This is a genomic window from Kitasatospora sp. A2-31, from assembly GCF_022288725.1.
GTDB lineage: Bacteria > Actinomycetota > Actinomycetes > Streptomycetales > Streptomycetaceae > Kitasatospora.
This window is the reverse complement of sequence record NZ_JAKNTA010000023.1, coordinates 43,734-62,879: the sequence shown is the minus strand read 5'-3', so window position 1 is coordinate 62,879 and position 19,146 is coordinate 43,734. Positions and strand designations below refer to the sequence as shown.

Here is a 19,146-nt window from a genome sequence, read left to right as displayed (position 1 = left end):
TCCGTGCCCGGCCGGGTCGCCCCCGCCGCCAGCGCGCCGTCGATGAGCAACAGCAGCTGATCGGCGCCGGCCCCGGGCCGCGGATGCCCGAGCGCGGCCAACTCGCGCTCCAGCAGCCCGGTCACCCGCGCCCGGTACTCCCGGGTCACCGCGTGGCCCGGGTGCTCGGGGTCGGCGAGCGCGAGATCGGCCGCCAGGTAACGGCAGCCACGGAAGTCCTCCCGCGCCATCACCTCCCCGATCCCGTCGAACACGGCCAGCAGCCGCGCCCGGGGATCCTCACCCGCCGCCGCCATGGTCCGCACGTACGCCGCCTCGTCCGCCTCCGCGCTGCGCCGCAGGACCTCGGCGATCAGCCCGTCCTTGCCGCCGAAGTGCTCGTAGAGCGAGCGCCGCGCCACGTTGGCCGCCTTCAGCAGGGCGTCGACCCCCACGCCGACGCCCTGGCTGTAGGTGAGCTGCTGGGCGGCCTCCAGGAGGCGCTCGCGGGGGCCCGGGGTGGGGCGTGTGCGCGTGGTGGTCATGGCGGACAGCCTGCCACCGGTTGACGAGTAGATCAACCGGTCTATATGGTTCACGACAGATAGACCAACCGTTCTACTTCTGGGGGGTTCCGGCATGTCGCACCGCACCACGGCCGAGGTCATCGACCGCTTCAACCGCGCCTTCACCGAGCACGACGCGTCCCTGCTCACCGACCTGATCGCCGACGACTGCGTGATGGAGGCCATCCAGCCCGCCCCCGACGGCGCCCGCTACGAAGGCCGCACCGCCTGCCTGGAGTTCTGGCAGGCCCTCGCCGACGACCGCACCACCCGCTTCGAACCGGAGAACATCGTCATCGCCGGCGAACACGCCACCGTCCGCTGGCGCTACCGCTTCGGCGACGGCCCCACCGACTCCGTGCGCGGCGTCAACCTCACCACCGTCCGCAACGGCTTGATCGTCGAATCCCTCGGCTACAGCAAGACCACCGGCGACGTCCCCCTCGCCGCCGACGGCCTCGACGCCTGAGCCCACAGCCGCAGCCGCGGCCGGGCCCCCGCCCGGGGGCTCAGGCCGCGGGGCGGGTGGCGCGCAGGACACCGATCTTGTCGATGCGGTGCTCCGGGTTGCCGTTCGCGTCACGCCAGCGGTTGCCCGCGGCGTTGTCCTCCGGGGTGGCACACGTCGAGATGGTGATCATCGGCTGGACGGCGCTCTCACCCGGCCGGCCCGGAACGGCGGCCCGCTGCTCGGCCAGCGACCCGGGGGAGCGGAACGACGTGCTCCTGGTGCCCGTGATCACGTACTCGTACTCGGTGCCGCCCACCGTCACCAGCACGACATCGCCCTCGCGCACGGAGGGCAGATCCCGCAGCGGGCCACCGGCCGAGAGGCGGTGCGCGGTGACCAGGTAGTTGCCCACCTCGCCCGGCCCGACGCCGCCCTGCTCGCCGTAGGGGCTGGCGGCCACCCCGCGGTTCTGGATCCGGGTACCGGGCCCGTCGTCGGTGGTGCCCTGGTAGGGGACCACCGACAGCCCCGCCAGGTGGATCGACGGGATGGCCAGCGTCGCGGCCTCGCTCCGCGCAGCCGCGGTATCGGGGGCGGACGGCGCGGCGGGGGAGGGCTGCGCGGCCGGGGCGGACGGCGACACGGCCGCGGGCACCGTCGGAGTGCCGGCCGGCGCCGGTACGGACGGGCTCACCGGGGCCGACCCGGACGGGCTCACCGGGGCCGACGACCCCGCCGCCGGCACCGACACGGCCGCCGGCCGACCGGCCGCCCTACCGCCGTCGTCCGCACAGCCCGCAAGCAGACCCGCCCCGGCGAGCACGGAGGCCAGGACGAACGCGGTGGGAAGGGCTGGCATGGCTGGCATGGCGTTCCTGCAGGCGAAAGAGGCGACGGACGAAAGGGACGGCGAGCCGCCCATGGTGCCTCGCCGACAGCGCCAGACGGCGACCCGAACGGCCCCGAGCGGCCAAACGTTCGCTTCTCGTTATCTTCCCCACCCCCACCCACCCCGCGCAGCCCGAGCACACGGGACCCGCTCCTCCCCGCCACGCCTCGCTGCGCCTGACCTGCGACGACACGCCGGGGCGATCACCCGCTGCGCCCCCGACGGGACGCCCACCGCCACCGTCCGCGTACGGACCGCGCTTCCCCACGCCCCCCGTATCAACGCCGTGGCCGCCCCAGCAGATCTGCTGGGGCGGCCACGGCGTGTCGGCGTGCGCCGCCGGTCAGCTCACCTGCGCACGCACCAGCCACCGCTGGTTCGCATTACCGGTGCACGACCACACCCCGAGCGCGGTCCCGTTGGCATCCGCCCACCCGGGCAGCTCCAGGCACTTGTCGGAGACCGGGTTGTAGAGCGTCCCGTCGTAACGGCGCACCCAGGTCTGGGCGTCGTCATTGGCACAGGCCTGGAAGGACACCTTGGTGCCGTTGCCCGCCGGCTTGTCGCTGGTGGCGACACAGCGGTCCGCACCCGCGATCTTGATCTTGTTGTCGGTGGTCAGGGTGAAGTGCTGCGCCTCGCCGTTCCAGCAGTTGAACAGCGCCACCGGCGTGCCGACGGTGCCGCCGAAGTTGTCGAGGCACTTGTTGGAGTTGAACACGCTGCGGATCTGGACGCTGGACCCGGCCGTGGCCAGGGTGTTGGCCTGCTGGTCGGTGAACGCGTACGGGTAGACCCGCACGTCGCCGACCGCACCGTTCAATCGGGCGTCGGGCCCGGGGTAGCGGCTGGTGGTCTCGCCGCCGATGTTCAGGCTGCCGGTCGCCTTCCAACTGGAGGGAACCTTCGCCGAGCCGGCCGCCCGCCCGTTGACGTACAGCGTCGCGCTCTCGGTGCCCGCGTTGTAGGTGCCCACCAGGTGGGTCCAGGCGCCGACCTGCGGCTGCTCGCTGTCCACGGCCGTGTAGTAGGCGGCCGGGCGCAGCTGGTCGGAGGAGGCCAGGTTGAACACCCACTTGCCGTACGCCGGGGAGTACTGCAGGTAGAACGGGCTGCGCTCGTTGCCGGCCTGGGAGAGGACGGTCTGGTAGCCGCCGGTGTTGCCCAGCTTGACCCAGGCGGCGACGGTGAAGCTCTGACTGGCGTCGATGCCGGGCTGGTTGGTGGTGCGGTAGAGGGTGTTGCCGTCCAGGGCGGTGGCCTTGCCGGCTGCGCCGTTGTGGTCGGTGGTGCGGGTGAAGGTGTTCGGGTAGAGCGCGTTGGAGGCGTTGCTGTCGACGGCGGTGGTGCCGTCCAGGGCGTACCAGAGCGGGTTCACGGCGGTGTCGGCGGCCGGTGTGGGCCCGGCCTGCCAGGTGAAGGAGGCGTTGGCGGTGCCGGGGTCGGTGGCCTCGCCCCACCAGATGTCGATCTGGCCGTTGCCGCGCTTGCCCCACAGGCCGGGGGAGCCCTTGCCGGTGACGTCCCCGTCGGAGCCGAGGACCGGCCAGGTGTCGGGGGAGACGGAGCCGATGACGGAAGCACCGGAGATCCCGGTCAGGGTGGGGACGGTGACGACGTTTCCACCAGCGTCCTTGACGGGCCTTCCACTGTTGTCGGTGGCCGTCACGGTGCCGGTGGTGAAGGTACGGGCAAGCAGCGCCCCCTTGCCGCCGTCCGCGGCCGCTTCCAGGTTGCGGGTCCACAGGCCGGGGTGGCCCTGCTTGGCCCAGTCACCGGGGGAGATGAGCTCCTTGTCCTTCCAGCCGGCGGCGGCCAGGCGGACGGGCTTGCCCAGGGTGTTGTTCGAGACAGTCGGGTAGTACCAGAGGGCGGCATCAGCGCCGCCGTCGGTGCTCTCGACAGTGAGCAGACCGCTCTGGTTCTTGAACTTCAGCCGATAGTCGAGGTCCGTGCTGACCGGGTCACCGAGGGCGGCCACACGCAGGGTGGTGGACCAGTCGGCGGCGTTGTAACCGGCTGCGGCCCGCCAGGAGCAGTCCTCAGTGGCCGTCGGAACGCACTTCGGCTTCTGCAGGAGAGTCTTGGAGTCGACACGGCCGTAGTACCCGGTGTTGCCCGGGTTGCCGTAGATCCAGAGGTCCTTGCTTCCCGGGGCGTGGGCGACGATGTCGTCGATGTTGTTGCCGCCGGTCAGCGTGCCGCGGTGGGCGAACTGGATGTTGCCCCAACCCTGGCCGGTCGGCGAGTCCTCGCGCTTGGCCACCAGCGAGACGGCCGGGCTCTTCGCGAGCGGGTTACCGGCCACGGCATAGGCGCGCAGATCACCCGCCTGGTCGGGCGTCACGATGTCCGGCGCGCCGTCACCCGTGACGTCGCCGAACACCGGCGGCGGGCCGTCCGGGTTCCACGGCACGTAGAACGCGTACTGCGCGACCGGCGAGACGTTGCGGGCGTTGTCCATCACCTGCAGGTAGACGATGTTGGTGCCCCACCGGCCCGGCAGGACGCTCACACCCCCCTGCGGAAGGGACGAGCCGCACTGCCACTGGGCGCCCGAGAGCTGGGGGTCCCAGGACCAGCGCGCACACATCACACCGGAGGGAGTGCCGCCGCTCGGCGCGGTGTCGACCGCGGTGAACGGAACGGTGCCCCACTCCCAGACCTTCTTCTTAGTGACCTGCCCGTTGCCCGAAGGCGGGAAGCGGTCGGCGAGTTCGGCCTCCGGAAGCGTCGTGTAGACGTCCGGGACCGAGAGGCTCGGCGGGGTGAGGTCCACCCCGAACCGGCACGCCGGCGCGTACCCGGAGGACGTGTAGCCGTCCGTGGCCACGGCACCCCAGCCGTAGACGTGGCCGTCCTTGATCACGTCGGAGCGCACCTGGAAGGCGGCGTTGCCGCCGTTGCCCACCAGACCGGACTGCCCCGAGTCGACGACGGGCGCACCCGGCAGGCTGTAGTCCCAGATCTTCGACCACGAGTACAGGGAGTTCTGCACGGGGCTGTGCACGGTGGCGTTGAGGGACACCGCGCTGTGGAGGTCGCTGCCCGCACCGAGCCAGCCGACCGAGGAGCCGTCGCAGCCCTGGTTCTCGGCCCAGGGCGATGCGGTGGTCGGCGGCGGCCACACGTAGGTGTTGGTCGGAGCCTCCGGGGCGCGGTCGTACTCGACGACGACCACCGGGCGGTAGTCGAGCCGCTTGAAGGCCATGCGGTTGGACTCGTCGGGGGCGAACAGGCCGAAGGTCAGGTTGTCGTGGGTTGCGGCCCGCTCCTGGTAGATCGACGTGACGTCGTACTTGAACTCGACGTTGTCGTGGCAGTCGGGGCCGCCGGAGCCGGCGACCTCGGCGCGGCCGAGCCGGTTGCCCACCGTGACGGGCGAGTTGTTCCAGGTGGTCCGGTCGTCGATCGGCCCGGTGAGGTAGAGGTCGACCGGGTAGGTGGTGGTGCAGGAGAAGTCCGAGGACTCGTACTCCCAGACCGACATGGTGGCCTTGTTGATGACGGCGCCGGAGAAGCCGCGGGTGTCGATCTGGAAGTAGGAGCGCTCGATGCCCTTGTCGGTCTGGAAACCCTGGTAGCCGACGCCGGGACGGGCGTACTGGCCGTTGGTGGCCGTGGTCTGCCCGTAGCGGGGCGTGGTCGGGTAGGCCTGCTGGGTCCAGGTCCAGGCGTTGCCGCTGCGGGAGTCGTAGATCCAGCCCGGGTCGATGAACCACGGTCCCTGGCCCTTGCCGAGCACCGAGCCGTCGGTGGTCAGCTCGATGGCGTTGCCGGTGGCCCTGGTCGGCATGGCGGCGACCCGCGCACCGATGCCGGGCCCGTCCGCGCTGCTGGCCTTGTCGGATTTGGCGGGCACGCCGGTCTGCGGCTGGCCTCCGGCATCGGTCGATGCGGCCTGCGCGGCCGCGACCGACTTGCCGACGGGGGCCGCGGCGGCTGTCGGCGTGGCGGTGCTGCCGGAGCTGTCCCACATGCGCGGGACGGGGGCGTGCCAGCGGACGGTGCCGTCCTTGCCGGTGGCGGTGAGGTTGCCGGTGGCGTCGGCCTGGACGGTGACGCCCTGGCCGCTGGTGCCGAAGCGGACCGTCTTGAGCTGGGGGTTGTTGGCGGCTTCCGTGGTCTTGACGATCAGGACGGTGCTGAGGCCGCCGAACTTGTCGGCGGTGACCTTCAGGTCGATGCCGGGGGCGACCTCGGGGTAGACCAGGCCGTCGCCGTCCTCGTCGAGGGTCGGCTTGGTGAGCGGGAACGGCGAGTCGATCGCGAGGGTCTCGCCGCCGGGGCTGGTCAGCGTGCCGAGGGGGCCGCTGCCGCCGCCGGACAGGCGGACGCCGGAGGCGGCCGCCTTGGGGCGGTAGCCGCCGGTGGGGTCGGCGACGAGCTTGGCGTCGAGGGCGGTCCAGGTGCCGTCCTGCAGCCTGACCCGTTGCTGCTCGGGGTGCTGGGTGCGGGAGAGATGCCCCTGGGGGGTGGCCACCGTTTCGCTGTACTCGTCCGTCAGCTCCGGCACGGGGACGGGCTTTCCGGTGGCCTTGGCCTGGGCGATCGCCCGGTCGGCGGCCGAGGCGGGAGGCTTGTCCTTGGTGTGCTTGGCGTCGGCGGCGGCCATGGCCGCCGCCAGGTCCGGCGGAAGCGTCCCGGGCGCAGCCGCGGCGAATGCCGGGCCGGCGAACGCGACGGGCGCCACGGAGGTCAGGGCCAGGACGAGCCCAATGGCGGCGGCAGACACGCGCGGTGACGGGATGTGCGGACGAAGACGCGCGCCGGAGCGAGCCCCGGACGGAGCGACAGGCATGTGGAGAGGTCCCCCCTCGAGATGGCAATCGGGCCTGGTCGTGGCCGGTATGTGAAGACCACGGGCAGGGGTCACCAACAAGCTGTCGCATCGCCAAAGCGTCAGTCAACTCGATTAAGTGTTCGACTGTCCGATTTGGGGGTGGGCGAACCGCTTTGCTGTGCGTGTGAGAAGTATCACTGTCCGTATTGATCGAGTATTGGCTCGACCTCAGGGTGGTTGACGCCCTACTGTCCGCGACAGTCATCTGTTCCTGCCCTGGTCGGGGGCGGGCTTACCTGTGGGGGGTAGCGGTGTCTACTGGTCGCGTCCGCTCGGTCTGGCTTGCAAGGGGGAGGGGGGCGCCTCCACCGGGGCGTAGGGCATCACGCGTTGCCGTTGTGAGTGCCTTGGCGATGTTGGGTGTCCTTGTTTCACCGGTCGCCCCCGCCTTGGCGGCCCCGCTGGCGGGCAAGGACAAGGACAAGGTGTGGTCGCCCCCGAACACGCCGCTTCCGAAGACGCCGTCGGTGGCGGGTTCGCCGGAGAAGCCGAAGTCGGTTGCGGCGAAGAAGGGTTCGCCGGACTGGGTGCCGCCGAAGACCGTCCCCAAGGTGGCGGCGGGTTCGGCCGTGGCGCTGCTGGACGCGGCGCCGGCGGCTGGCGCGAACTCGTTGCGCAAGGGTGCGGACGGCGTCGAGGTCCGGGAGGCGGCGGCGGGGGCGTCGAAGCAGGCCGGTGAGCTGCCGGTGTGGCTGGCGCCGGTCGCACCGGATGGCGGGGCGAAGGGGGCGGCCCCGGCCGCCGATTCCGTCCCTGCCGGTCCGCCGGTGAAGGTGACTGTGGCCGATGCGAAGGCGGCGGCAGCGGCAGGCGTGCAGGGTGCGCTGGTGTCGCTGGCGCGAACGGAGCAGGCGGACGCGGCGAAGGTCCGGGTGGGTCTGGACCTGTCGGGTGTCGGTTTCGGCGGAGGTTTCGCGGAGCGGGCGCGTCTCGTCTCTCTTCCCGCGTGTTCGCTGACCACGCCGGAGGTGGTGGGTTGCCTGGAGCGCACGCCCGTCCCGTCGCACTACGACGTGCAGGCGAAGAGGCTCGTCGCGGATGTGGACCTGCCCGCGGTCGAGGTGGCGTTGACGAAGGGCCAGCAGGCGGACGCCAAGTCGGCTGGCCTGGCGCCGTCGGACGCGTTCTCGGCTTCCGCTTCGGCGCCGATGGTGCTGGCCGCTGAGGGAACCCCTTCGAGCGGTCTTGGCACCTACAGTGCGACGTCGTTGTCGCCGAGTCAGGCGTGGACGGCGGGCAGCTCGTCGGGGTCGTTCACCTACAGCTACCCGATCCAGTCGCCGCCGACGCTGGGCGGCGCGGCGCCGCAGGTGGCGTTGGGGTATGACTCGGCGTCGGTGGACGGACGGACGTCGTCCACGAACGCGCAGGCTTCGTGGATCGGTGACGGCTGGGACCTGAACGCGGGGTTCGTGGAGCGTTCCTACCAGGTGTGTGACAAGGCGGGGATCGCGGGTTCGGGGGATCAGTGCTGGGGCGGGGCGAACCTGACCCTGTCACTGGGCGGTCACTCCGGCGAGCTGGTGCCGGACGACACGTCGTGCGTGTCGGGCAATGCCCGGGACGAGCAGTCGAAGTGCACGTGGCGGCTGAAGAACGACGACGGCACCAAGGTCGAGTTCCTCACCGGCGCTACGAACGGCACCTGGAACGGCTCGTACCTGAAGGTGACCGACACCGCGGGTACGGTCTACTACTTCGGTCTGAACCATCTGCCTTCGGCCGCCGGTGCCCCGACCACGGTCGGTCCGGAGTCGAAGTCGGCGTGGACGGTGCCGGTGTACGCGCCGAACGCCGGTGACCCGTGCTACGACGCTTCCAAGGGCAAGGGGTCGTGGTGCCAGACGGCGTGGCGCTGGAACCTCGACTACGTCGTGGACGTCCACTCCAACCTGACCGCCTACGCCTATGCGCCGGAGACCAACTGGTACGCGCGCGGCGGCGGTCAGAACCGCGGCTCGGGCACGAACACCGAGTACACCCGCGGCGGCACGCTCGCCTCGATCGCCTACGGCCAGCTGCTCTCCGACCAGTTGGGCGCGAACGGCGCCTATCAGGCGGCGTCCAGGATCGACTTCGGCATCGGGGAGCGCTGCGTGGCCGGCGAGGCGGCCTGCGCGCCCGCGCAGCGCACGGCGGCCAACGCGGCGAACTGGCCGGACGTTCCGCTGGACAAGCAGTGCGCTCAGCAGGGCACCTGCTCGAACTACGGTCCGAGTTACTGGTCGACGCAGTGGCTGAACTCCGTCACCACCTCGATCCGTTCGAACGGCGCCTACCGTCCGGTGGACCGCTACGAGCTCACCCACGTGTTCAAGTCACCGTCCAACTCGGGTGAGAACACACAGATCCCGTGGCTGCAGACGGTGAAGCGGTTCGGTAAGGACACCTTCAACGGGCAGGCCGAGCAGGAGTTGCCGGCGGTCACGTTCGCGGACCTGCTGCTGCCCAACCGGGTGGACGGCCTGGTCCCGGCGCGGCCGCGCTACAACCGGCCGCGTATGGAGCTGATCACCACCGAGACCGGTGGCACAATCGGCGTGGAGTACGTGAAGGACTCCTGCCAGCGCACGACCGGCAAGATGCCGGCCTCGCCGGACAGCAACACCATGGCCTGCTACAACGTGAAGTGGTACGACACGGGCGTGGCGGCGATGGTGGACGACTGGTTCCTGCGCTACCCGGTCGCCTCGGTGACGGTGGACCCGAACTCCAACCTGATCGCGGGCGCGGTGACGAAGACCACCTCCTACGAGTACGGTGACGCCGCCTGGCACCGCAATGACGGTGCGCTGGTGGACGACAAGTCCCGGACCTGGGACCAGTTCCGTGGCTTCGCGAAGGTCACCGCGGTGACCGGCTCCGGCCAGGATGGCAAGAAGTCCAAGACCTCGACCAGCTACTACCAGGGCATGGACGGGGACCTGAAGGCGGACGGCAGCAAGCGTTCGGTGACGGTCGCGGGTCCGACCAGCGGCGCCAAGACCGACTCCGACTGGCTGTCCGGCCGGGTGCTGGAGTCCGACGTCTACGCCGACGCGGACGCCACCGCGCCGCAGTCGTGGACCGTCAACACCAGCAGCGGTCCCGCCGACACGGCCACGCACAAGCGCACCGGCCTGCCGGATCTGGTGGCCCGCTACGCGGCGACCACCTCGACCAGCGTGAGCACGGCGAAGACCAGCACCGGCACCCGCACCACCTCGACGGTGACCACCACCGACAAGGACCGCAACAACCGGGTCAAGACCACGCTCAGTACCGCCGACGGCACACCCGACGTCTGCACCCGCAACTCCTACGCTACCGGTGCCAACGGGCAGATGACCGGCCTGGTCTCCGAGGTCTTGACGATTTCGGGCAGTAACGCCTGTGCTGCAGGACCGACTTCGGACAACACCGTCGCCGGTTCGCGCGTCCTGTACGACGGCCAGGCGTTCGGCAACGCAGGGGCGAAGGGCGAGGCGACAGGGGCTCAGGTTCTCGACCGGTACGACGGTGCCACCGCGCAGTGGGTGACCACTGGTACCACCGCCTTCGACACCTACGGTCGTACGGTTAGTGTTACCGATGTGGCGTCCACGGACAGCGCCAACCCGAACGGCGCCACGGTCACGACGAGTTACAGTGCCGCGAATGCGGGTGAGCTGCCGAATCAGACCGTCGCGGGGACGCCGGCTCCGGCGGGTGCGCCGGATGCGGGCGCGAAGCGCGCCACGACGGTGACGCTGAACCCGGCCCGTGGGCTGCCGCTCACCACGACCGACCCGAACGCCCGTACCGTCACGCAGTCCTATGACGGGCTCGGCCGGCTGAAGGCCGTGTGGACGCCGGGTCGGGCGACCAGCGAGAGTGCCAACTACACGTTCGACTACAGCGTGGACGGCACCGAAAGGCCCTCGGCGATCACCAGCCGCACGCTGCGCTCGGGCGGGAAGGACGCCGTGTCCTCGCAGATCATGGACGGTCTGGGCCGGGTCGTGCAGACCCAGACCGATCCGGCGATCTCCGCCTACCACGGCCGCCTGGTCACCGACACCTTCTACGACTCCCAGGGCCGCACCAACCGCACCTACGGCACCTACTACGACGACACCTCCGGGCCGAACACGGTGCGGTTCAACGCGACCCCGGCGCAGGTCCCGGGCCAGACCTACACCGAGTTCGACGGCATGGGCCGTCCCGTGAGCTCGCAGTTCATCGCCCTCGGCGTGCTGCAGAACACCACGACCACCGCCTACCCGGGCGCCGACCGGGTCGACGTGACCCCGCCGGCCGGGGCGACCGCGACCAGCACCGTCACCGACGCCCGCGGCCGGACCGCGCAGGTGTGGCAGTACCGGACCCCGGGCGCGACCGGCCGGCAGACCGACGCGGACGTCACCACCTACACCTACACGGCGGGCGGCCAGGCCGCCACGCGCACGGATGCCGCCGGCAACACGTGGAGCTACGGCTACGACCAGCGCGGCCGCCAGGTCCGCGCCGACGACCCCGACACCGGCGTCTCCATCCGCACCTACGACGGTGCCGGGCGGCTGGCGACCACCACGGACGCCCGTAACCAGACCGTGGCGATCACCTACGACCTCCTCGGCCGCAAGACCGCCACCTACAACGGCACCGTCGCCCCGGCCAATCAGCTGACCGGCTACACCTACGACACCGTCGCCAAGGGCCAGGCGGCGAGTTCGACCCGCTACGTCGGCGGCGCCACCGGCGCTACCTACACCAAGGCCGTCACCGCGATGGACGACGCCTACCGGCCGACCAAGACCACCGTGTCCATCCCCGGCAGCGAGATCGGCCAGAGCGGGCAGTCGACCTTCGAGTACGAGGCCGTCTACGACCCGATCACCGGCGCGGTGACCAACGAGTACCGGGCCGCCGCCGGCAACCTCGCCGACGAGTCCATCAACTACAAGTACGAGGCCTACGGGCTGCTGCACGACATCGGCGGAGCGGGTGACGTCTACCTGCGTCAGTCGGACTGGGACGCCTACGGGCGCAACATCCGCTCGACGGTGAACCCGTTCGGCTGGCAGATCGTCGCCACCAACACCTACGACGAGTCCACCGGGCGGCTGCTGACCCAGTACATCGACAAGCAGACCGCCACCAACGGCACCGTCCAGAACACCACCTACGCCTACAACCAGGCCGGCCAGATCACCGCGATCCGCACCATCCCGAACAACACCCCCGCGGCGACCGACCTGCAGTGCTTCACCTACGACTACCTCGGCCGCCTCACCACCGCATGGAGCGACACCGGCCAACTCGACCAGCCCACCCCCTCCCTCGCCGGACAAGGCGCCTGCGCCAACACCACCCCCACCAGCGGGGCGGTCGCCCCGGCGAAGACCACGGTCGGCGGCAGCGCCGCCTACTGGCAGGACTACACATATGACCTGACCGGCAACCGCACCAAGCTGATCAACCACGACCCGGCCGGCGACGTGGCGAAGGACCTCAAGACCGAGCAGACCTTCCCCGCCCCCGGCACCCGCAACACCCCCACCACCGCGGCCGGAACGGGCGGCGGCACCGGCGGACCGCACGCACTGATCAAGGCCAAGAACACCTTCGGCTGGAGCCCGGGCATCCAGGGCAGTGACCAGTACGACGCCGCCGGCAACACCACCAAGATCACCAACCCCGGTGGCAACAAGGAACTCAAGGCCGGCTTCGTCCTCAAGTCCGGTGAGTCGGTGCGCTCCAACGGCGCCCAGCTCACCATGCAGAGCGATGGCAACCTCGTCCTCACCTCCCTGCGCTCCGGCCAGGCCGTGTGGGCGACCAACACCCAGGACCACCCGGGCGCGTGGGCGACCATGCAGGACGACGGCAACTTCGTCGTCTACGACCCCCAGCGCGTCGCTCTCTGGTCATCAAAGACCTACGTGGGAACGGGCAGCGGCTACTTCGCGGTGCTGCAGGACGACGGTAAGTTCATCGTCTACGCGCCGGGCTGGCAGTCCAAGTGGAGCACTCCCACCTGGAACGCCGTCGACGCGGCCAACGGCGCGACCCTGACCTGGGACGTCGAGGGCAGGCTCGCCTCACTCAGCCAGGGCGGCGCCACCACCAGCTACGTCTACGACGCCGACGGCAACCAGCTGATCCGCCGCAACCCCGGCAAGGTCACCGTCAACCTCGGCGGCGGCGACGAACTCACCTACGACACCAACAGCAAGACCAGCACCGGCACCCGCTACTACACCATCCCCGGCGGCATCACCCTCGTCCGTCAAGGGCCGGACAAGCTCAGCTACCAGTTCTCCGACCACCACGGCACCAACTCCCTCTCCATCGACCGCGATTCCCTCACCGAGTCGCGCCGCACCACCGACCCCTTCGGCGTCTCCCGCGGCCCCGGCTCCCTCACCACCCCGTGGTCCGGCGACAAGGGCTTCGTGAACGGCCTCAAGGACGACGCCACCGGCTTCACCAACCTCGGCGCCCGCCAGTACCAGCCCACCACCGGCCGCTTCCTCAGCCCGGATCCGATCATGACTCCCGAGGATCCGCAGCAGTGGAACGCCTACGGATACAGCAACAGCAACCCGGTCAACAAGGCCGACCCTAGCGGCCTTGCCCTGGAAGAGTGCGCAAGTGGGATGTACCGGTGCTCGAACAACGGGACCAAGATCGAGGGCGACGGCCCGAACCACGACAAGATAGTCGCCCAGGTCCAGGCAGAAGCGCCGCTGCGGCAGGTCGCATTCCAGCGCTTCCTGCGAGCCCAGTCCCCATTTAGTACGTACTGCCCCGAGTGCCACAACACCAGTGGCAAGGGTGGGGTGCCTCCGCTGCCGGGAGCGAAGGGGGTAAGGACGCCGGGGGCGGACAAGTGGGGCATCGACAAGGGGTCCGGTCCGGCCAACAACAACATGAGTGCACTGGAGCTGACAGGCGGCTGGTTTCTGAACGGTTTGGGCCGTACTCAGACCTTTGGTGGGAACTCGCAGTTGGTCACTGACCTCGCCAAGCACGATGTGATAGGTCAGGACCGGGCCACGCTCATGGCGCGTGTCCAGACAGGGGCACCGGATGCCATGGATCCGATCAAGGTTCGCTACAAGGACGCGGGTCCGGAGCCGGGCACATTGCTCAACAGCCCCCGGGGAGAGCTGAACGACCTGCTGGGCATTATCACCAACGGGAGGCTGGGGACCAGCAATCCTTCGGCTGCCTTCCTGGGTAGTTATAGCGGATTCGCATGGGTGAAGGAGATTGATGCCAGGGCCAATCTCGCGAAGCTTCACTTCGAGATTGATAACACCTCGGGTTGGAATTCTGCCACCCATAAGATTCCGGAGTCCTGGCAGGACTGGATCGTGGCGCCACTGCCGGGCCAGTCTGTCGATGAGCTCCTGGCCTGGGACGAGTATTGGCCGATCGATCGATGCGTGAACTCGCTGGCATATATACGGTAAGGTAGGTCCGTGAGTGGGGAGTTCAAGATGTGCGTAGCGTCTAACCCTGAACGGAGGTCCGTGGCTGCGAGGCCTTCCGGGCTCGCTCTCATGCTGGGGCTTGCAGGGTTGCTGATGAGCGGCTGCTCGGCTGGCGGCTCGTCCTTCGAGGCGTCCCAGGACGACATTCTCGGGACATGGACCAACCAGAAGGGGGCGCATCTCGTCATCGAGTCGGGGGGCACGTTCCGTTCAGAGCGAATCATCAAGGTGGTCTCGCTTCGGGATGGGTGTGCTCAGGCCCTTACCGTCGGGAAGTGGCTGCTTATGGGGGATCAGACGCACGTGGCTTCAAGCAGCGATCCCAAGGGATCGACCATCAGCCTGATGCCGAGTGGGGATAGAGAGCTGCTTGCTTGCAGTATAGAGGCGAGCGTCAAGAAGGATGGCGACGGGATAAACCTGTGTTTGGTCAAGGATCCCGACCAAACATGCGGAGACGAAGAATTGCTTCGCAAGGCCTCGACCGGGTGACCTATCCTCAGTAGCCATCCGAGGCCATTGCTTCTCTCTGGCTGGTCGCTGGGGAGCCGCGGGTAACCCGAAAGGGTGTCGTGCCGGAGCGTCCCGTTCGACATTTCGAACGGGACGCTCTAGCTGTGCACAGGAGTGCCCCACATTCAGATGTCAGACCGAACAGTTCCCGTGCCGCGCGACGCTCCTCACTTTCGCTGCGCCGGAACGTGCGGAAGTACTCCGCCTCATGGCCGGCCTCGGCCGCTACGGCGCCGAGGCCGGCACGCCGTGGATAGGCGACTGGTGTACCTGCGGCATCCTCATGGACGCATACGCGGCTGCTCCAACACCCCTTCACGAACCTCCGCGGCGGTACTAGAAATGGCTCAAACCAGGGCACGGTACGCCCGCTGTGATCACACGGCCCGGGACCGCGCGCATCGCTCGCGACGAGGCCCACCCCCTGGCCAGGTGGCAGGCGACCGCCATCCGGCCCAGCCGGGCCCCGCCCGCCTACCGTGGGCGGATGGCCGACCACCGGCCCCTGCCGCAACACCAGCCCCGGCAGCGACCCCGCCCTGCCCGCCGGGTTTACCTCGGAGCCGTCGCTGCCAACTCCCCAGTCGACCAAGCCGATCCGTCGGGGCTCCATGATCCGGACATCAGGGCGGCAGTGCAGTCCGAGTAGAAGGCTCAGAATACAGGCTTCCGAAGAGCAGAATTGTGGCGGAAATGAAGTCCGAGGCCCCCTTGTGTGTCCGGACGAAACGAGCTGGGAGGACAACGCTCCTACCGAGACTCAGCTGAATGTTTTGAAGTATCGAATGAAGATGAGGAAGCTGATTTCTGAAACCGGAGACGACTACTCGGACACCGGAGACAGGTTATTCAATAAGCATGCGCCTGGACCGCATGACATGAAGATCAAGAATTGGTGTATCAGGTGGTCGCCGGCCTGAGTCTCCAGGGGGCGGTCCGCGGGGAGAACTCATATGATGTCGCAGCCAAGCTTCTGCAGCATTGGCTGGATGCAAGCGGGACGCCGATCGAACTGCATCCGGATAGCATGCTGAATGAAGTTCCAAAGTTCAAAACGGATGTCAAGAAGTATTTGACGGACTTCGCATCCGGGAAGGATCGGTTTGACTCCGGTTGGCAGAAGTCTCGAGCGGTAGAGACTGACGGTACTTCCAGTGTCGGATGGTTCTATGCCCTCATAACTTCCAATGGCAAGTGACTGGCGTGAACCGGCGAGAAGGAGGGCCTGAGTATAAGCTCGAGATCCGCAAGCGCTACGACTGGGGGACGCCCAGCGAGGGCCGTGATAATGTGCATAAGATGTGGATCGACATGAGTCAGCCGGAGATGGATCACCTCAACACGGTTGGGCTGGCTAGGGACTTTGACGTGGTCGGTTCTTCCATGATGCAAGGAGTTCCTGGATGAGGTCAACGGCGAAGGTCGCACTCACATCTCTGCTGGGTGCCTTAATGTTGGCAGTTGTATCGTGCGGAAGTAAGGATAGTGGCTCCGGGGCTGCGGGTGTTGCCGTTTCCTCGGTGTCCACTCGGAAGTCTGAGCCTTCCATCAGCGGGACCCCTAATCCTGATCTTCAGAAGCGTTATGGAATTTCCGTTCCAAAGAGTGCGACGAACGCTTCGTTCGGCCATCTCCAGGTTGAGGGTGGCGGTGACCTGTGGGTGTCTTTCAAGACCGGAAAGGATGATCTCGATATATTCCTCTCTGGCCTGGGGATTGACGAGGAAGACATGACTCCCGGTGTCGCGGCATTCACTTCCAGGGACCTCGAAATGACTGGATGGTTCATTGACCCCATGCACCCGGTAAAGGGGATAATGTCTCCGGCGAAAGAGGGTGACATGAAGAGTCCCAGCCACAAGGTTACAGTCGATTATGCGGATCCAGGCTCGATGACGGTGTACATTCTGGCAGGCAAGCCCTAGGCTGGAATGCTCAGACGGGTGCCCGGATGGGGACGGCTGGGAATCGGGGGTGTCAAGTGATCGGGGGGTCTTGGATGGCCGGATGGATGCGGGCACGTGGAGGGGTGCGAGTCCTGGCGGTCGTGCTTGGCCTCTCCGTCCTACCGCTGGCCGCCTCGTGCGCGGCAGTGGTGGAGGAGGGCGACGCGCCGATGATCGGGTCCTGGAGGTCGAGTGCGGGATCGGTCCAGTTCCTGGACGGCGGCGTGCTCGGAGAGGTGAGTCTGCCTCCTGCCGCGTGCGGCGGACGGGCGTCACTCAGGGCGGTGGCGTTCACCGGGACCTGGCGTCACGGGAAGATGGACGACGCCGGGCACGGTGCGCACGTCCAGTTGGCCTCCGTCGTCGGCGATCTGAAGTGTGAGAAGTACTTCCAGTTCTTCACTTACCAAGGCCAGGAACGGCTGCAGCTCACCGGTACCGACGGCATGAACGAGTCGTTCGTCCGTCAGTAGTCGGCGCGGGATCGTCCGTGTGGCTGTCTGTCTACGGACCAGCGCGCGCGTGGGGGACGGCGAGGCCACGAGCCGTTTGGGCTGGCGCCCCCTGCGGAGCCCTCGGTGTTCTCGCCGTTGGTCTCGTTGCCTGGATGACGTTCGGGGCCGTCCCATCCTGATCTGCCCGACCCGGTGGGTCGGTCGGCGGCACGGCAGCCTTCGAGGTGGTGCCCGTCCAAACCGCGACTAGATTCCGGTGGATGGGCGGTGACGGTGGGCGGAGTGCCGCGGATCGTCTACGCCGTCACCGTTCCGAGGGACCTGCCCGGGGGGCTACCGGGTCGACGCCAGCCGTAACGGGGCGCAGGCGGCCGACCACGTGGTGCTCAACCTGGAGCGGGTCGCCGCTGTTCAGTGCCGTAGCGGGGCCTCACCCTGCCCTTGTGCCGCCCGGCCCCGTTCCTCGGGGTGGGCGGGGCCGCGTTGTGTCTGCCAAAGGTGTGGATGACGTGCGGGAGGGTGATCCGGAGCGCCGGTCATCATCGAGGCTGAAATGACTGCGAGCGGGAGCGGGGCCGAGGCTCCTCCGCTTCGAGCAGACGGCAAGCAGCGCGCAGTCGGCGTAGCCGCTGCGTGATCACCGAGGTGGGGGAATGGCCAGGCTGATGAGGCTGATCTACTGTCATACGTCCGAACTAGACGTGGCGCACAGGACACTTGATGCGGCTGGCCTCGAACCTGCGTCGGACACCGGTGAGCCGTGGACCGTTGGAGGAGGTTCGTCCCTGGAGCGAGACGAAGACAAGCCGGGGATCGTCAAGGTCGTCTTGGGGAGCATCGATTCGATCGAGGGTGAACCTGGCGACATGGACTTCACGGTTGTGGACGAACGGGGCGGCCATCGTGAGGAGTTCTACTCCCAGGTGCCGTCAAGTCTGTTTCTTGAAGGGCAGTTTGCTCTGGTGAAGCATGTGGATGCCCCCTACGATCCTCGCGGTCCTATGGCTGGACGAGCCCACCGTTCCGTTGTCGCCATCTACCTCGAGGCCTGAATGCGGGCTCGTAGGCGTCAAATCCAGTCGGGACGGCGGGACTGTGTGGTGGTGCAACCTTCCGCATCTGCGACGGCGCCGTCCACGGTGGTTGCTCTGACGGGTGACAAACTCACTCGCGGGCCCTGGGGGACGGAATGGGCGGGGACGGGAAGGGATCAGCGGATGTCGCTGAAGACCGTCGTCGGCAGCGTCGGAGTTTCCGTGGGGGCCGCGCTGTGGGCTGCCTCCGCTAGCAGACGGACTTCGACGCGATGAGAGTCAGGAGGGGGCCCGCCGGAGGCGATGAGGCCCCTCCTGACCCATCTGACAACTACAGCCCACGGACAGGGAGCTCATAGAAATGACTCGCACTCATGCGATGGCGATCCGGCCGGCGGCGCTGCTGCTCGTCATCGGTGCCCTCTCGGCATGTGGTAGCACCGCCCCGGGCGGTGCGGCGCCCGCCACGTCGGCGTCACCGTCCGGTAGCGACGCCTTGATACATGCAGCGCTGACAGACCTTGAGTCGGCCCTCGGCGAGCAGGGACGCGGTCCGTTCAAGGACACGTTCGGAACGTTGCAGATGGACGCTCAAGGCGGACACGTGGTCCTGTTCGCAACCGATGATGCACGGGCACGCGCGCTGATCGGAGCAGCCGCTGCTGCGCACCCCGGGATCGAGACCGGTTGGACCGTCATCAGGCATTCCGCGTACGCGCGAGCGACTGTGGACCCCGCGATCGAACGGATTGGGAACGCCGCTCTGGCCCAGAGCCTGCCGCTCCCTGTCTATTCTGCCGGCCTGGCATCGGATGCGTCTGGAATCAAGATAACGACGACGAAGGAGGGAACGACATCGATGGAGCTTTCCGCTGCGATCCGGAAGCTGTCTGACGGCATTCCGGTGGTCTTTATCGAGGGCGCGCCGATCAAGAACTTTGATGGTACGGCCGAGATGGTGCCTCCGAGCGCGTGGCCCACACACGCATGAACAGTCGTGGAATGAGGCG

Annotated in this window: 11 protein-coding genes; 8 read left to right on the top strand and 3 right to left on the bottom strand. The window is 68.2% G+C overall.

Annotation, left to right across the window (positions count from 1 at the left end; genetic code table 11):
* The coding region (locus tag MCM47_RS36415) for a TetR/AcrR family transcriptional regulator (RefSeq protein WP_238951304.1) at nt 1–524 on the bottom strand (524 nt) is incomplete at its 3' end.
* A gap of 94 nt (nt 525–618) precedes the next feature.
* Here MCM47_RS36415 and MCM47_RS36410 point away from each other — a divergent pair.
* On the top strand, nt 619–1,014 hold the full coding sequence (locus tag MCM47_RS36410; RefSeq protein ID WP_238865407.1) for a nuclear transport factor 2 family protein: 396 nt from the start codon (nt 619–621) through the stop codon (nt 1,012–1,014).
* A gap of 40 nt (nt 1,015–1,054) precedes the next feature.
* Here the strand turns inward: MCM47_RS36410 and MCM47_RS36405 are convergent, their stop codons facing one another.
* Entirely contained in the window at nt 1,055–1,864 is an 810-nt protein-coding gene (locus tag MCM47_RS36405) for a class E sortase (RefSeq protein WP_238865405.1), read from the bottom strand.
* A 364-nt stretch (nt 1,865–2,228) separates the two neighbouring features.
* Nucleotides 2,229–6,620, bottom strand: a complete 4,392-nt coding sequence (locus MCM47_RS43580) for a LamG-like jellyroll fold domain-containing protein (RefSeq protein ID WP_238951303.1) — start codon at nt 6,618–6,620, stop codon at nt 2,229–2,231.
* A gap of 461 nt (nt 6,621–7,081) precedes the next feature.
* On the opposite strand from MCM47_RS43580, the gene MCM47_RS42770 reads away from it, so the two are divergent.
* The 7 genes from MCM47_RS42770 to MCM47_RS36360 all read left to right on the top strand — a co-directional run bounded on the left by MCM47_RS42770 (nt 7,082) and on the right by MCM47_RS36360 (nt 19,127).
* Nucleotides 7,082–14,167, top strand: a complete 7,086-nt coding sequence (locus MCM47_RS42770; protein WP_305068068.1) for an RHS repeat domain-containing protein — start codon at nt 7,082–7,084, stop codon at nt 14,165–14,167.
* Between the two features lie 9 nt (nt 14,168–14,176).
* Nucleotides 14,177–14,680, top strand: coding sequence for a hypothetical protein (locus MCM47_RS36385; protein WP_238951302.1), 504 nt, complete (start codon nt 14,177–14,179; stop codon nt 14,678–14,680).
* A gap of 916 nt (nt 14,681–15,596) precedes the next feature.
* The gene (locus MCM47_RS36380) at nt 15,597–15,899 is read left to right on the top strand and encodes a hypothetical protein (RefSeq protein WP_238951301.1); all 303 of its coding nucleotides are present in this window, start codon (nt 15,597–15,599) and stop codon (nt 15,897–15,899) included.
* Between the two features lie 205 nt (nt 15,900–16,104).
* Nucleotides 16,105–16,626, top strand: coding sequence for a hypothetical protein (locus MCM47_RS36375; protein ID WP_238951300.1), 522 nt, complete (start codon nt 16,105–16,107; stop codon nt 16,624–16,626).
* Nucleotides 16,627–16,931: 305 nt separating this feature from the next.
* On the top strand, nt 16,932–17,120 hold the full coding sequence (locus MCM47_RS36370) for a hypothetical protein (protein WP_238951299.1): 189 nt from the start codon (nt 16,932–16,934) through the stop codon (nt 17,118–17,120).
* Nucleotides 17,121–17,755: 635 nt separating this feature from the next.
* Nucleotides 17,756–18,154 (top strand): hypothetical protein, encoded by a 399-nt coding sequence (locus tag MCM47_RS36365; RefSeq protein ID WP_238951298.1) that lies wholly within the window; start codon nt 17,756–17,758, stop codon nt 18,152–18,154.
* Nucleotides 18,155–18,497: 343 nt separating this feature from the next.
* Nucleotides 18,498–19,127 carry a hypothetical protein gene (locus MCM47_RS36360; RefSeq protein ID WP_238951297.1) on the top strand — a complete coding sequence of 210 codons (630 nt, stop codon included), beginning with the start codon at nt 18,498–18,500 and terminating at the stop codon, nt 19,125–19,127.
* Nucleotides 19,128–19,146 lie beyond the last annotated feature (19 nt).